This is a genomic window from Streptosporangium subroseum, from assembly GCF_900188345.1.
In the GTDB taxonomy this organism is placed as follows: Bacteria; Actinomycetota; Actinomycetes; order Streptosporangiales; family Streptosporangiaceae; genus Streptosporangium; species Streptosporangium subroseum.
Window position 1 is genome coordinate 126,028 of record NZ_FZOD01000003.1, and the last position, 14,715, is coordinate 140,742.

At 69.6% G+C, this 14,715-nt stretch carries 13 protein-coding genes; 7 read left to right on the forward strand and 6 right to left on the reverse strand.

Annotation, left to right across the window (positions count from 1 at the left end):
* The first annotated feature begins 221 nt into the window (after nucleotides 1-221).
* The gene (locus CHC08_RS04305) at nucleotides 222-506 is read left to right on the forward strand and encodes a hypothetical protein (RefSeq protein ID WP_089205839.1); all 285 of its coding nucleotides are present in this window, start codon (nucleotides 222-224) and stop codon (nucleotides 504-506) included.
* Between the two features lie 433 nt (nucleotides 507-939).
* Here the strand turns inward: CHC08_RS04305 and CHC08_RS04310 are convergent, their stop codons facing one another.
* From CHC08_RS04310 to CHC08_RS48010, 3 genes are all read right to left on the reverse strand, one after another.
* Nucleotides 940-1,692, reverse strand: coding sequence for a DUF427 domain-containing protein (locus tag CHC08_RS04310; RefSeq protein ID WP_245878114.1), 753 nt, complete (start codon nucleotides 1,690-1,692; stop codon nucleotides 940-942).
* Nucleotides 1,693-1,846: 154 nt separating this feature from the next.
* Entirely contained in the window at nucleotides 1,847-2,257 is a 411-nt protein-coding gene (locus tag CHC08_RS04315; RefSeq protein WP_089205841.1) for an STAS domain-containing protein, read from the reverse strand.
* Nucleotides 2,258-2,309: 52 nt separating this feature from the next.
* Nucleotides 2,310-2,651 carry an STAS domain-containing protein gene (locus CHC08_RS48010; protein WP_179281878.1) on the reverse strand — a complete coding sequence of 114 codons (342 nt, stop codon included), beginning with the start codon at nucleotides 2,649-2,651 and terminating at the stop codon, nucleotides 2,310-2,312.
* A gap of 114 nt (nucleotides 2,652-2,765) precedes the next feature.
* Between CHC08_RS48010 and CHC08_RS04325 the strand changes: the two genes are divergently transcribed.
* Nucleotides 2,766-3,977: a hypothetical protein gene (locus CHC08_RS04325; protein ID WP_143653106.1), complete on the forward strand. Its 1,212-nt coding sequence runs from the start codon at nucleotides 2,766-2,768 to the stop codon at nucleotides 3,975-3,977.
* A 233-nt stretch (nucleotides 3,978-4,210) separates the two neighbouring features.
* Here the strand turns inward: CHC08_RS04325 and CHC08_RS04330 are convergent, their stop codons facing one another.
* The gene (locus CHC08_RS04330) at nucleotides 4,211-5,551 is read right to left on the reverse strand and encodes an APC family permease (RefSeq protein ID WP_089205844.1); all 1,341 of its coding nucleotides are present in this window, start codon (nucleotides 5,549-5,551) and stop codon (nucleotides 4,211-4,213) included.
* A 133-nt stretch (nucleotides 5,552-5,684) separates the two neighbouring features.
* Between CHC08_RS04330 and CHC08_RS04335 the strand changes: the two genes are divergently transcribed.
* Entirely contained in the window at nucleotides 5,685-6,080 is a 396-nt protein-coding gene (locus CHC08_RS04335) for a hypothetical protein (RefSeq protein ID WP_089205845.1), read from the forward strand.
* A gap of 363 nt (nucleotides 6,081-6,443) precedes the next feature.
* Here CHC08_RS04335 and CHC08_RS51200 read toward each other — a convergent pair whose 3' ends face one another.
* Nucleotides 6,444-7,736 (reverse strand): glycosyltransferase family 4 protein, encoded by a 1,293-nt coding sequence (locus tag CHC08_RS51200; RefSeq protein ID WP_245878115.1) that lies wholly within the window; start codon nucleotides 7,734-7,736, stop codon nucleotides 6,444-6,446.
* 101 nt (nucleotides 7,737-7,837) lie between these two features.
* Here CHC08_RS51200 and CHC08_RS04350 point away from each other — a divergent pair, with 101 nt between their 5' ends.
* From CHC08_RS04350 to CHC08_RS04360, 3 genes are read left to right on the forward strand one after another with little or no spacing between them, the layout of a single operon-like run.
* Entirely contained in the window at nucleotides 7,838-8,629 is a 792-nt protein-coding gene (locus CHC08_RS04350) for a PIG-L family deacetylase (RefSeq protein ID WP_089205846.1), read from the forward strand.
* A gap of 34 nt (nucleotides 8,630-8,663) precedes the next feature.
* Nucleotides 8,664-9,725, forward strand: coding sequence for a lysylphosphatidylglycerol synthase transmembrane domain-containing protein (locus tag CHC08_RS04355; protein WP_089205847.1), 1,062 nt, complete (start codon nucleotides 8,664-8,666; stop codon nucleotides 9,723-9,725).
* A 41-nt stretch (nucleotides 9,726-9,766) separates the two neighbouring features.
* Nucleotides 9,767-13,150: an ATP-binding protein gene (locus tag CHC08_RS04360; protein ID WP_245878116.1), complete on the forward strand. Its 3,384-nt coding sequence runs from the start codon at nucleotides 9,767-9,769 to the stop codon at nucleotides 13,148-13,150.
* A 1-nt stretch (nucleotide 13,151) separates the two neighbouring features.
* Here the strand turns inward: CHC08_RS04360 and CHC08_RS04365 are convergent, their stop codons facing one another.
* A complete protein-coding gene (locus CHC08_RS04365) occupies nucleotides 13,152-13,724 on the reverse strand; it encodes a hypothetical protein (protein WP_143653107.1) in 573 nt (190 codons plus the stop codon).
* Nucleotides 13,725-13,952: 228 nt separating this feature from the next.
* Between CHC08_RS04365 and CHC08_RS04370 the strand changes: the two genes are divergently transcribed.
* Nucleotides 13,953-14,507, forward strand: coding sequence for a DedA family protein (locus CHC08_RS04370; RefSeq protein ID WP_089205998.1), 555 nt, complete (start codon nucleotides 13,953-13,955; stop codon nucleotides 14,505-14,507).
* Nucleotides 14,508-14,715 lie beyond the last annotated feature (208 nt).

Consider the following 14,715-nt stretch of genomic DNA (forward strand, 5'->3'; position numbering starts at 1 on the left):
CTGTTTGCACAAGTTACACAAGGTTAACGAGGACGCACCACAGCGTTAGCGCGCCTGTGCATTGCATTCCCTTTATTCGTGGTTTTCCCACGGAACACCGAGGAGTTTCCTGTCTATTCCACTGATCCCGCCCCCGATTGGGGAAAGGCCGATTGCCCGATCTGTCATAAAACCGCACTCTGCAGAGAAGCATGTCCCAGCGTCCGCCAGGAGTGATCGGGATGATGGCAGAGCGCGGCGAGGCCGTCGACCATCTGCAGCGGTTGGCCGCACAGTTGGAGGCGCACGCCTTCCAGGTGTGCCTGAGATCGCCGGCGGGGTTGTTTCCACGCCTCCACGTGATCAACCCGATGGCTCCGGCACGGACCGAGGACGTCCTCGCCGCCTACGAGGACGACGGCGAGTGGTGGTTCTGGTTGTCCTGGGCCGGCCGCATCGGGCATGCCGAGGATGTCGCCACAGCCGCGGAACGTGTGGCTAGTGTGCTTCATGTGATACGCAGATAGGTGATTCTTGGGCTTCACATGGGTAACACCCGGTGATGCAAGCCCAGAATGGAGCGGCATCGTGAAAAGGATCCAGGTCGTCCAACGTCCGCGTCCGCCTCGTGAGCCTGTGCCCCTCGATCTTCGGAGCCCCTCAGGCCGTACGCTCCCCTTCTGACGCCTTCCGGCGTCGCGGGGGATTCCCTTTCCGCGCCGCGAGAGACCCTCGCCTCCCAGCGCCCCCAGGAGATCCTCCGCGTCGAATTTTCGCCGAGGCGCCGTCGATCTCCGCCCGAAGCGGTCGGCCGCCTGGCGTGACGTGCCGGTCCGTCCCGGGCGGGGTCATGTCTTCCGGCCGGCGCGCGGCCGGCCGGACGACGCTGTGCGGCGGCACCGGGGAGCTCGGCGTCGACCCGCTCCGGCCCTCCGGCCGGGGACCGGCGGGCGGACGATCTCAGGCGAACTTCGTCTTCGGGCGCTCCTGGATGACACCGTTCACGTAGATGTCGACCTTCTCGTTGTAGAAGGAGATCAGCCCGGCGATGCGATGGCTCTCCTCCAACGGGGTCCGGTAGGACCAGGCCAGGTCCGCGTGGCCGTTGACCCGCCAGTATTCGGCCTCCCCCTTGTACGGGCACCTGCTCACGGTGTCCGTGGGAGTCAGCAGATCCAGGCGGACGTCGGTCTTGGGCACGTAGTAGCGCGGCGGCAGACCGGTCTCGAAGAGGATCCGGGGGTTGTGGGAGTCGGCGACGGTCACGCCGTCGACCTCGACCCGGACCCGACGGGAGGAAGGCAGGATGTCCACCCGCGTGTAGGGATCGCGGGCGTGGACGTAGACCTCCTCGTCCTCCTCGAACCAGGCGTCCATCGCCTCCCAGTCCAGCCGGACGTGATCGCGCAGCTCCTCGATCGGGGAGGCCGGATAGGCCAGCGCGGCGTCGACCACGCCCTCCACGTCGTAGAGCAGCGAGTCGCCGCGGCTGGGCACGTGCGTGCTCCGGCCATTGGGCTTCAGCTCGACGGCGACGTCTTCCCGGGGGAAGTAGTAGGTCGGGTAGTAGGGCACCTCCCACACCAGCAGCACCCGGGTGGTGTCAGCGATCGCCCGGCCGCCGAGGAAGGCCCTTATTCTCTTGGCCCCGCGTTCGACCCGAACGCGTCCACGTGTAATCGGCTCCATGACCGCGCCAACCCCACCCGTCATCTCGTTATTCCGGACCGCGACCCGGGCCTCACCACCGGACCGGTTCAGGGAGCGGCGACCGGACGACTCAGCCCGTCGTCTCCCTCGCGCCCCTGGTGGCGGGCAGGATCCCGCTTCCCCGTTCAGCTGCGTCCTCCGGCGTTCCCGGAATGTCTCAGGCGACCTCGAGCGCCTCCGTCAAGGAGGGGAACACCTCGAACACCTGGGTCAGCCCGGCGAGGTTGAGCCGGCGTGCCAGATTGCCCTGGACCCCGGTGAGGATGAGCCGGACCCCCTCCTCCAGACCGTGGTGACGTGCCTGGAGCAGCTCGCCTATGCCGGAGGAGTCGCAGAAGGTGAGAGCCGAGAGGTCGAGGATCAGGGTCGGTGACCGCAGCCCCTCCCATGCCCTGCCCAGCTCCGCCCGCAGCACCGACGTGTGACAGTAGTCCAGCTCTCCGCTCGCCCGCACGACGAGCGTCGTACCGTGCAGGCCCGAGGTGGCGGTGAAAGCCGACTCCGGCCCATCTTCAATGGACGTGTCCAATTTTCTGCCCTGCCCTTCCCAGCCCTGCAACTTTCTCATATGGGACAGGTCAATCTGATGGCGCGGGCGTGGAACATCCCTCCCAGCGCCTTCACCCCGGGGCGGGGAACGCGTTGATCGCCTCTTCGACCGTACTGCGGGTGTCGAACAGCTCCCCCACTCCGAGACGGTTCAGCCGCTGTCTCATGACGGCCGAGGTGCCCACCAGGATCAGCGTGCCCGCGAGTCTCCGCACGTGGGTCAGGGCATACATCAGCACGCCGTAGCCGGTCGAATCGCAGAAGGTGACCTCGGTGAGATCGATCACCAGGCGGGGATGGTCCATCGCTTCCAGGACGGCGTCGGTCTGCTCCTTCAGAAGCGGGGAGGATCCGTAGTCCAGAGCACCCGCCGCATGCAGGGTCGTGCAGCGCCCGCGTGTGTCCGCTCGCACATGGAATCCCGAATTATTCGGAATATCCGACATCGGTTTTCCCCCTCTCATGTCACAGGTGCCCCACACACGCGGGGCTAATCCAACGGGGGAACCTGCTGAAAGAATGGCCGTATGGGAAACCTGCGCGTGATCACGGTCGCGGTCCTCGGGATGTCTCTGACAGCCGCGTGCGGTGCGGGCCGTGCGGCGGCGCCCACGCCCGCGCCGAGCCGTACGGTCTCCCAGGATCCCTCCTCCCAGAGCCCGGCATCCCCCCAGAGCCCGGCGGCGAGTCCCGCGGCCACCGGGGCCGTCGCCGCCTCCGCCGCGTGGGCGACCGCCGAGGGCGCCCGGCTGTCGGGGAACGCCGCACTGCTCGACGTGGCGGCGACCGGGCCCCGGGACGCCTGGGCCATCGGATACCAGGACAGCGCCGAGGATCGGGAGGGCTCGCCCGCCGCCCTCCGGTGGGACGGGAGCCGGTGGCGCGAGGTGGCGCTGCCGGCGGGCGCCTTCCATCTGAAGGGGGTCGGCGCGAGCGGGCCGGACGACGTGTGGGTGGTGGGCAACGGCCGCAACGCGTTCGCCGCGCACTGGAACGGGCAGAGCTGGACCCGGCAGCGGCCCTTCGGGGTGACGGAGGACTACCGGCTGGACGGCGTCGCCACGGACGGCGGAAAGTCATGGTTCGCCGGGAACGGCCCCACCGGAGGGGTCATCCTGGAGTGGAAGGAACGGGAGTTCCACAACGTGCTGAACGCCGCCGGGGGGACCCTCGGGGCGATCACCGCCCGGGCAGGGCACGTCTGGGCCGTCGGAGTGAGCGAGAGGCGAACCCCGCTGATCTGGCACGGCACCGACGACGGCACGTGGGACAACACGGAGACGCCCGAGATCCCCGGAGGCGGGCTCAACCGGATCTGGCAGATCTCGCCCTCCGACGTGTGGGCGGTCGGGGAGATCACCGCCGGACCGGACAACCCGGAAGTGCGGTACGCGCAGCCGCTGGTCCTGCACTGGGACGGATCACGGTGGACCCGGGTGGAGGTGCCGGTCTCCCGCGGAACCCTGCACGGCGTCACCGCCATCGGCCCCGGTGACCTCTGGATCAGCGGGATCGACGCCGCCCACGCGGGGCAACCGCTCTTCCTTCACTTCGACGGCAGGAGGTGGTCGCGTGAGTACGGCCCACTGTTCCGGGCTTATGCGGAGGGTCAGCAGTACGACGAGACCGACGACGTCGGCCGCGTGGGCGTCGCCCGGGTGCCGGGCACCGGCACGCTGTGGGCGGTGGGCTCGCTCGGCACGGGGGACGACGAAGCGAGCTTCCTGCTCCGGCGCTGAGCGCACCCGCCCGCTCGCCCTGCCTACCGCGATCACCCTGCACCGGCCCGCGCCGCTTGGAAGATTTTACCTGGAACCGGCACACGGTCATCAAAAAGGCTTCGAAAACGTCGGTTGGTTGACGTAGTCTCTCTCAAACTCCAACAAAGAGGGAGTACAGCATGAAAAAGGTATTAATCACCCAAAAACCTCGACCACCTCGCCAGCCGATCTCTCTCGACCTGCGCACGCCCTCAGGACGAGTGCTCCCCTTCTGACAAGAACAACCGGTTGACGAACCAGAGAATCACGCCGATCGCGATCAGAACCCCCGCGCGAAGGTAGACGTCACCGCCCCGGCCTGTGATCGGTAGCGCCAGGACGAGGCAGACCAGCGCGCCCAGGACGGGCATCCAGCTCGGCGCCCGGAAGTGGTCATGCTCCACGCGGTCCCTGCGGAGAATCAGCACGGCCACGTTGACCATCGTGAAGACGCACAGCAGCAGGAGCACCGTCGTGTCGGCCAGGTTGCCCACATCGCCGGTCGCGACGAGCACCGCCGCGATGCCCACGGTGAACACGATGGACACCCACGGGGTGGACCTCGTCGGATGAACCGCCGCGAAGACCTTCGGCACGATCCCCTCCCGCGCCATGCCGTACACCAGCCGTGAGGCCATGAGCATGTTGATCAGCGCGGTGTTTCCCACCGCCAGCAGCGCGATCAGCGCGAACAGCTTGGGCGGGAACGCGAACCCGGCGACCTTGACGACCTCCAGCAGCGGACCGGTCGAGCTCGTCAGCGTTTTGGTGTCCACCAGCATGGTCGCGGTGAACGCGACCGCCACGTAGATCACCGCCGCGACGATCAGCCCACCGAAGAGTGCGCGGGGAAAGTCGCGCTGCGGATCCTTGGACTCCTCGGCGAGGTTGACCGAATCCTCGAAGCCGAGCAGCGCGTAGAAGGCGAGAGCCGTACCGCCCAGGACGCCGAGGAACGCGCCGTTGGCGGGGTGGAACTCCAGGGCGCGGGCGGGCTCGCCCTGGCCGGACAGCAGCGCGTAGACCCCGATCGCGATGATGACCAGCAGGCCGAACGCCTCGATGACCGTCAGGACCACGTTGACCTTGACGGACTCGGAGATGCCGATGAAGTTCACCAGCGTCACCAGGCCGAGGAAGATGAACGCTCCGACGATCACCGGCAGCGTGACGAACTCGGCGAGATAACGGCCCCCGAACGCCCGCGCCGCGGCGCTCGCCGAGGTGATCCCGCTCATCAGCACGGCGAAGGCCACGATGAAGGTGACAAAGGGGATGTTGAACGCCTTGTTCACGTAAAGAGCGGCTCCGGCGGCCTGGGGATACTTCCCGACGAGCTCCGCGTAGGCGGTCGCCGTCAACGCGGCGAGCACAAAGGCCACGAGGAAGGGCAGCCACAGCGCCCCGCCGACATAGCCGGCGACCTTCCCGACCAGGGCGTAGATCCCCGCCCCGAGGATGTCACCCACCACGAACAGCAGTAACACCCTGCGGCCGATCACCCGCTTGAGCGAGTGCTGGCCGGAACCTGAATCGATGATCGCCTCAGCCATACCCCCCTCTTACCCACCGGAGGGAGAACATCACACCGAGTCACAGGGGTCACTTCTGTAAGTGCCGTGAAAGCGATCCGCAAGAGTGCTTTTCTAAAGTTCTGTCTGTCACCAAATGCAATGAAAGGCAGAAATGTTCAGCGCTCTCTCCTCCCGCCGTATCTCCCTCGCCTTCGCGGGGATCGCTCTTGTCTCGATGACCGCGGCCTGCGGCGGGTCCACCAACAGCGCGTTCTGCACTGACGCCCCGTGGACGAAGGCCTTCACGGACTACACCACCGCCGCCGCGGCCGGCGCCAGTGACCTGGGCAAGTTCAACGACGCCACCGCCAAGCTCTCCGCCGACCTGAAGTCGCTGGCGGGCACCGCCGACGGCGATGTGGCCACCGCGCTCAACGACCTCGCCACGTCGTTCGGCTCGATCAAGATCGACCCGAACGACCCGGCCGCCGCCGCCACGGCCCTCAGCGGCGTGGGCGCGAAGATGCAGGAGGCGACCACCAACCTCGTCAAGGCCTGCTCGCAGTAAGACCCGTGCCTCCTGGTGACAGGATGCACCCGAGGTACGGTCGCCGCTCCGCCTGCGGGGGGCAGCGCGGCGCGGCGACCGTACCGAATACGCGGAGAGCCCCTGCCGTGCTTGGGTTCACGTGGTCGTCGCAACATCTCGATCTGAGGAGTTGCGACGACCATGTCGTTGTCGGAGGGGATTGGCGCGGAGCGGGATGAGCTGTTGAGGCTCGTCCATGCTGGGGCTTCGGTGCGATCGGCGGCGGTGTCGCTAGGTATCCCGTGTTCGAGGGCTTATGCGATCTTGCAGGCCTGCGGTCGAGGGTCGGGGCGGGGAGACATTTCTTGGGTTTTCTCGTGGTGCGGGGGCCGGGCGAGGACGTCAGGTCCTGATCGTGCGGGCCTGCTCGTAACAGCGCTCGAAACCCTCCAGCACCACCGGCCAGGAGCTCCGTACGGGCTCGGTCTCGCGGTTGTGCGCCGCGATCGACTCGCGCAGCTCACGGTCGCGGACCAGCCTGGCCACCGACGCGACCAGGGCGTCGAAGTTCCGCCCGAGCAGCCCTTCCTTGCCCGGCCTGACGAAGTCGGCCACCCCGCTCTGCGTCCGCGCCACCACCGGGACTCCCGCCACCCTCGCCTCCAGGGCCGCCAGCCCGAAGGACTCCCGGGGCGCCGGCGCGACGAACACGTCCGCCGAGGCGAGCAGCTCATGAATCTGGTCACGGCTGTAACGGCCGGGCAGCGAGACCCAGCCGTTCATGCCGTTGGCGCGGAGGTAGCGCTCCATCTGCGAGCGCGCGGGGCCGTCGCCGACGATGGTGGCCCGCATCCGCGTCTCCTGCGGCACCTGGGCGCGGGCCTCCCTCAGCAGCTTGAGCAGCCGGATCGGCTGCTTGCGTGGTGCCAGCCGCCCCACGGCGACGATGTGCACCGGCTCATCGCCCCGCTCCTGCCGTACGGGGTCGGAGGGTCGCCCGGAATCGCCGGGCCGTACCGGCCGCACGCGATCGGAGGACCGTACCGGCTCGGGCCGCGCGTGATCGGAAGACCGCACCGGCTCGGAAGCGTCCACGGGATCGGCGGCCTCCGCCTCGGAGGGCCGTTCGGGGTCGGAGAGCCGCAGCGCGTCGACCGACTCCGCCGCACCCGAGGAGCGCCAGCCGGAGAGATCCAGTCCGTTGGAGATCACGTGCACCGGCACCCTGCGCCCGGCCACCGAGCGGATCCGCAGGGCCGCCGCCTCACTCACCGCGGTGCCCACCAGCCCCCAGCGGTGCCACTCGAACAGCAGCCGCAGCCCGCGATAGACGATCCGGGTGATCGGGTCCCACATGCTGTGCACGGTCACGACCACGGGCAGCCCCACGCGCACGGCCGCGCGCACCCCCATCCAGGCGAACGGCGAGACCGCCCCCGTGTGCACGTGCACCACATCGGGACGCCGGGCCCTCATCAGCCGCAGCAGGTGGCCGACCCCGAAAGGATGAACGGGCAGGTCGAAGGGGAGCTTCGCGACGATCCTGTGCACCCCGGGGAGGGCGTGGCCCGGGGTGGCGGTCGCCACCTCGACCTCGTGGCCCGCCTCGCGCTGCATCCGGATCAGATCGCCGACCTGCACCTCGATCCCACCGAGACGCGGCAGGTAACAGTCACTGACGTGGAGGATCCTCACCGTGCCAGCGTAGCCCCGCATGAGATCATGCCTGCGTGCCCGTCAGGGCGTATCCGAGCCGCGCGAACGGAGTGAGCCCAATCAGCACCGTCAGGACAGCAGTGTTCTTCCATGCCCATCCCGACGACGAGGCCCTGCTGACCTCGGGCACCATGGCGATGCTCGCCGCCGAGGGGCACCGGGTGGTCCTCGTCGTGGCGACCTCCGGCGAGCGCGGGCAGGCCGACCTCGAACCCGGTGAGGCGCTGGGTGCCGCGCGGATCGCCGAACTCTACCGATCGGCGGCGGCCCTCGGCTGCGCCCGGGTGGTCAACCTCGGCTACGGCGACTCCGGTCTGGCGCCCGGCGGCGGGGTCGCCGAGGACCGTCCGGACAACGCCTTCATCGACGCCGACGGCGAGGAGGCCGCCCGGCGGCTCGCAGCGATCCTCACCGAGGAGCGGGCCGACCTGCTGACGATCTACGATCCCGCGGGGGGCTACGGGCACCCCGACCACGTCCAGGTGCACCGGGTGGGCGGCCGGGCGGCCGAGATCGCGGAGACCCCGATCGTGCTGGAGGCGACGGTCAACCGCGACCCCCTGCTCAAGGGCCTCAAACTCGTCCGGAGGTTCTACCCCCGGCTCGACGTCCGGGCCTTCGAACGGGCCTACTCCCCCGGCGAGACGATCACCCACCGGGTCAACGTGCGGCGCTTCGCCCGCCAGAAGCGGGCGAGCATGGCCGCCCACGCCTCCCAGGCCACCGGTGCGGACACCCGCACGCTGGGAGTGATGCTCAAGGTCCCCGAGCCGTTCTACCGTCTCATCTTCGGCACCGAGTGGTACGTCCGGCGCGACGTGCCTTCCGGCTCCAGGTTGAGGCACCCGTTCGAAATTCCTCCCAAAGGATGAGAGTCAGACCGCCACACTTGGTCAGGGGGGTTACATGAAGAACAGGTGGGGCCAGATCGGACTTTCGGCCGCGTCGCTGACGCTGGCCGTCACGCTCGTCGTTTTCATGCCCCAGCTCGTGAATGCCCTGACCGGTCAGAAGGTCTCCTGGGCCCAGATCTACGGCCAGTTCGCCACGCTGAGCCCGCAGGCGATCGCGCTGATGGCCGCGATCTGGCTGCTCAGCCTGCTGGCGTACACGTTCGTGCTGACCGCCTCCCTGCCCGGGCTGACCCATCCGCAGGCCCTGGTCCTGAACGCGAGCGGCAGCGCGGTGAGCAACCTGCTTCCGTTCGGCGGCGCGGCCGGGGTGGCGGTGACGTTCACGCTGACCAAGGGGTGGGGCTTCCCGACCCGGGCCGTCGTGGTGTCCACGCTGACCAGCGGCATCTGGAACACCCTGTTCCGGTTCCTCCTGCCCGCCGCGGGCATCGTGGCCCTGCTGTTCAGCGGGCAGAAGCTCAGCCCCGCCGTGGCCAACGCGGCCTGGGCGGGCGTGCTGTCCATCGTGGTCCTGGTCACCGTGGTGACCGTCGCCCTCTTCTGGGATCGCGCCGCCGCCGTGCTCGGCCGCGCCCTCGACGCCCTCGCACGCGCGCTCCCCCGCAAGATCCGGCCGGGCGAGCACGCCCTCTCCGAGTCGCTGCAGAAACTGCGGACCGACACCTCCGTGATCGTACGGAAACGCTGGCCGGGACTGACCCTGGGCATGATCTTCTTCCTCGGCTTCCAGTGGCTGATCCTGGTCTGCTGCCTGCACGCGACCGGCGCCTACCCGGGGCTGGCGCAGTCGATCGCGGTCTTCGCCCTGTCCCGGGTTCTCACCACGGCTTTGGTGACTCCCAGCGGAATGGGGATAATGGAGGCGGGCACGAGCGGTGCTCTGGTCTACTTCGGAGCGCCCCTGGATTCCGCGGCCGCCGCCGCTCTGCTCTTCGGCTTCTGGACCTACACTGTCGAAATCCCCTTCGGTGGGCTGGCGCTTGGCGCGTGGGCATTCCTGCGCCGGCGTGAGAACGCCACCCCGGCTCCTGAAAAGGAGCCGATCAGCCGCTAGATTGGGAAATACCTTGTGCGTGATTCAAAGGCCCGCATAGCGTGGCGGCTGACATGGTGGCGTTCAGGGTTCTGGGTCCGGTCGAGGCGCATTCGAATGATGACGAGCTCGACCTAGGCGGGTTGCGGCAGCGTGCCGTCCTCGCCCGTTTGCTTGTGGCGCGTGGACAGGTCGTGCCCGTCGACTCCCTCCTCTACGACCTGTGGGACGACGACGCCGCCAAGGGCGCGCAGTCCGGTCTGCAGGTCTACATCTCCCGCCTGCGCCGGGTCCTGGAGCCCGGCCGCCCGCGCGGGGGTCCCAACCGGCTGCTGGTGACCGTGGCCTCCGGCTACGCGCTCCGCGTCGCCCCGGACCAGGTCGACGCGCTCCGCTTCGAGACGCTGGTCCGCGCCGCCGGAGAGCAGCTGGACGGCGACGACCCCTCCTCGGCGCGGGTCCGCCTGGAAAAGGCGCTGGGGCTGTGGCGCGGCACCCCGTACTCCGACTTCGCCGACCAGCCGTGGGCCGAGGCCGAGGTCAACCGGCTGACCGAGCTGCGCCTGGTGGCTCGCGAGCGGCACGCCGACAGCGGGCTGCGCATGGGCATGCCCTCCGAGGTGGTGCCCGACCTGGAGGCGCTGACCACCGAACACCCGCTCCGCGAGGAGGGGTGGCGGCTGCTCGCCCTCGGCCTCTACCGGTGCGGGCGACAGGGCGACGCGCTGGCCGCGCTGCGCAAGGCCCGCACGATCCTCGCCGACGAGCTGGGCATCGACCCGGGCCCGGCGCTGCGCAAGCTGGAATCCGACATCCTGGCCCAGGATGCGGGCCTCCAGCTCTCCGCCCCCCCGCCCACCCGACAACGCTCGACGATGACCGCCGACACCTGGCCGCCCCGGCCCACGGCGACCCCGGTGGAGCTGCCTCCGCTGGAGCCCGAGCCGTTCGTCGGCCGCGACGCCGAGTTGTCCAGGCTGACCACGGCCGCGGCCAGGACCGGGCGCTTCACCGTCGCGGTGATCAGCGGCGACGCGGGCGCGGGCAAGACCACCCTGGTCCTCCAGCTCATCAGGCGACTCTCCGAGGATGGCTGGGGCATCTCCTCCGGCGCCTGTCCCGACAGCAGTGCCACGCCTCCCGGCTGGGCGTGGGTGGAGATCCTCCGCACGCTGGTCAACGTGGCCGGTCCTGGCGAATACGCCCAGCTGCTGGCCCCGCTGCTGGACGACGCCGCCCCCGAGCCCGACGACGACCAGGTCTCGGGCGGCTTCCGGCTGCACCGGGCGGTGGGCGGATATCTCGCCGCCGTCGCCAAGGAGACACCGATCCTGCTGACCCTGGAGGATCTGCACTGGGCCGACGACCAGACCCTCGCCCTGCTGCGCGCGCTGCCCAGCCTGCTGTCCACCAGCCGGGTGCTGCTGGTGGTCACCTGCCGTGACAGCGAGCTGAGCGATCAGCAGGCCGACGTGCTGGCCGCGCTGGCCCGGCTCGGTCCCGTACGGGTGGGCCTCACCGGCCTCGATCCCAAGGCGGTGGCCGAGCTGGTCCGTGCGACCTGCGTGCGCGAGGTGGACGAGGACGCGGTCAACAGCATCGTCGAGCGGACCGGCGGCAACCCCTTCTTCGTCCGCGAGACGGTGCGCCTGCTGGACGCCGAGGCCGTGAGCGACCGTGCGACGGCCGCCGAGGTGATCTCCGGGGTGCCCTCCGGCGTCCGTGACGTGCTGCGGCGGCGGATCTCCCGGCTGCCCACGACCGCCCAGCAGATCCTGTTGCAGGCCGCGGTGATCGGCCGCGACGTCGACGTCGACGTGCTGGTCGACGTCGCCGTCGACGAGGACGCCGTGGTCGACGCCGTCGAGGCCGCGCTGCTCGCAGGACTGGTCACCGAGCCGGGCCCCGGCATGCTCCGCTTCGACCACGACCTGGTCCGTGACACCCTCTACTCCGACGCCTCCCGGCTGCGCCGCTCCCGGCTGCACGCCGCGGTGGCCACGGTGATCGAGCACAGGAATCCCGGCGACGTGGCGGCGCTGGCCCACCACTACGACGCGGCGGGCACCGCCGAGACCGCCGCCAAGGCGGTGCACTACGCCGGACTCGCCGCCGAACAGGCCGAGCGCCGCTTCGCCCATCGCGAGGCCGCCACCCTGTGGGCGCAGGCCATCGCCGCCTTCGACCGGTCCGGCGTCACCCACACCTCCGACAGCACCAGGGAACGCCTGCTGCTGACCCTGCGGCTGATCAAGGCTCTGGCGCTGTGCGGCGACATGGCGGCGGCCCGCACGCAACGGCGCGCGGCGATGGACGCGGCACTGCCGCTGGGCAACCTGGAGCTCACCGCCCGCGTGGCGGCCTCCCTGGCCGTGCCGCACAAGGGCATGGCCCGCGACTTCACCCGCACCGCGTGGGAGATCGTCGACGTCGCCGAGAAGGCACTGGTCGAGCTGCCCGCGGGCGAGCAGTCGCTGCGGGCGAGCCTGTTGGCCACGCTCGCACTGGAGCTGGAGGGCTCCGCCACCCCCCGGGGCGAGCAGGCCTCGCTGGAGGCCGAGGAGCTGGCCCGGCGGAGCGGTGACCCCGCGCTGCTGGCGACGGCGCTGAGCGGGCGGCTGCGCCAGTCCTACGGCATCACCCCGGTCGGCGAGCGCGAGGTCATCGGCCGGGAGCTGCTGGAGGTCGGCAAGGCGACCGGCCAGGTCGCGGTCCAGGCCCTGGCCCATCTCGTGCTGATGGAGTGCGCGGCGGCCTCGGGCGCGTTCGCCGAAGCCGACGCGCATGTGGCCGCCTCCGAGCGCCTGTCCAGGCAGTACGGGCTGTCGGCGCCGGCCGCCGTCGTCGCCTGGTACGCCGGACAGCGGTTGATGATCGCCGGTGACTTCGCCGGGGCGGAGCGCGCCTACCGCGACGCCGCCCGGCTGACCGCCAAGGCGGGCATGCTGGAGGGCCGGCAGGACCTGCCGCTGATCACCACGTTCTGCCTGCACCTGGTCAACGGCCAGGCCGCCGAGATGGTGGAGCCGCTGGCCGAGGCCCACCAGCGCGGCGCCAAGTGGACCCTCGACGCCTACGCGGTGGCACTCGCCTCAGCCGGGCACATGCGTGACGCGCGGGCCGTCATCGCGGTGAAGACCCCCGTGCGTCCCGACTTCCTCTACGAGCTGGCGATGATCTGGCGGGCTCTGGCGGGCATGCTGCTGGACGACCGGGAGCGGATGATCGAGGCCTACGACACCCTGAAGCCGTTCGCCGACCGGATCGCGGGTGCGGGCACCGGCGTGGTGGCGCTGTGGCCGGTCGCGCTGACCCTCGGCGACCTGGCCCTGCGGCTGGGCTTCACCGACGCGGTGAAGCCTCATTACGAGAACGCCCTCTCGGTGGCCCAGCGGGTCGGCGTGGACCGCTGGGTGGAGGCGGCGCAGCGCTCCCTCGGCACCTGAATCAGCACCTGACGAGAAACTTCTCACTGCGCAGGGGGGCGTCGCCGGAGACCGACAGCACGGCCCGGTACCAGCCCGGGTTGTCGACGACGCGCGGCTCCCACTTGACGGTCTGGCTCTTGCCGATGAAACCGGAGTGCCTGCTCAGGTAGGGCCGCCAGCTCCGGGTGGACGGGCTCCAGCGCTGCAGGCCCCAGCCGTACGAGACGGCCTTCTCGGGGTGGGCGTTACCGATCACGCTCTGGATCCGGTACGGCTTATCGCACGCGCCGAGCGCTGTGACCGCGCTGACGGTGACCGTACCCACCGTCGGGATCTTCTCGGCGGTGGCCGCCCCGGTGACGACCGGCTTGGTGATGTCCGACCTGGTGACGGCCGGCAGGGACCCCGCGGACAGGGCCACCGTGTGCACCGGTGCTTCCGCGTCCACGCCCAGCCGCGCCCGGACAGAGGCGTTCTGAGAAGCCTCCACCCCCACGTAGGCGCCGGTGAAGGCAAGCGTGGCAACCAGCAGCTTCACGACGTTCGCGGCCCCACTCGCTACCACCGGCGCCATGCTGCTTCGCGGAATCATGAGATACACCTTTCTTTGTTACTCACAGGTGTACGCCTCAATGCTTGACCTCTACTTGATGTCCGCTTGCAGGACTCTCTCCTCCTGTGCCCCTCTGTCCCCCGGTATCCCTCCGTCAAGTCTGCTTGTTTCACGCCCCCTCGCAGGGGCTCCGCCGTGTTGCAAAAGGTAAGCCTGCCCTAATATCAAATAAGGACAGCGAGAGAGAGTAGGGCGGTGATGTTCGGAATGCGACTGGTTGCGGCGGACGTCCCCGAGCCCACTTCGGCCTCCTTCATGAGCACGCTGTGGTCCTGGTTGACGAGCCTGCCCCTGTGGCTCTGGGTTGTCATCGGCGCGATCGCCCTCTTCGGCGCCTTCCAGGCCTATTACTGGATCGGCCATGTCCTGGGAACCAGGCTCTACGCCTCGCGCCTGGGCAGGAAGATCGGCCAGCCGAACATCCTCCGGGTCGAGAAGGTCGTCGAGAAGTGGGGCGCGCTCGCCGTCTACGCCTGCTTCTGGGTGCCCGGCCTGCGCCACACCCTGCCCTGGGTGGCCGGGGTGCTGCGGATCTCCTACCCCTGGTACGTCGTGGCCAGCGCGCTGGGCTGCCTGACCTGGGTGCCGGTGACGTCCTTCGGTCTCTACACGGTGATCTGGGGCTGGCTGAAGCTGGCCGCGCAGTCGCCGATCCTGGCGGGTACGGTCGCCGCGGTGGTGATCGCCGCGATCATCGGATTCGCCCGCTGGCGCCGCCGCAGGATCGCACGACGCGAAGCGGACCAGCTCGCCTCCGCGTAACCCCGACGCAGAGCTGACCGACTCACCTCCGCGTGACGCCGATGCGAAGCGGACTGGTCCACCTTCGCGTAACCCCGACGCAGAGGGGACCGGCTCACCTCCACGTGACGCCGATGCGAAGCGGACCTGCTCGCCGCCGCGCGACGCCGGACCTGCTCGTCTCCGCGCAACGCCGATGCGAAGCGAACCGGCCCGCCTCCGCGTGACG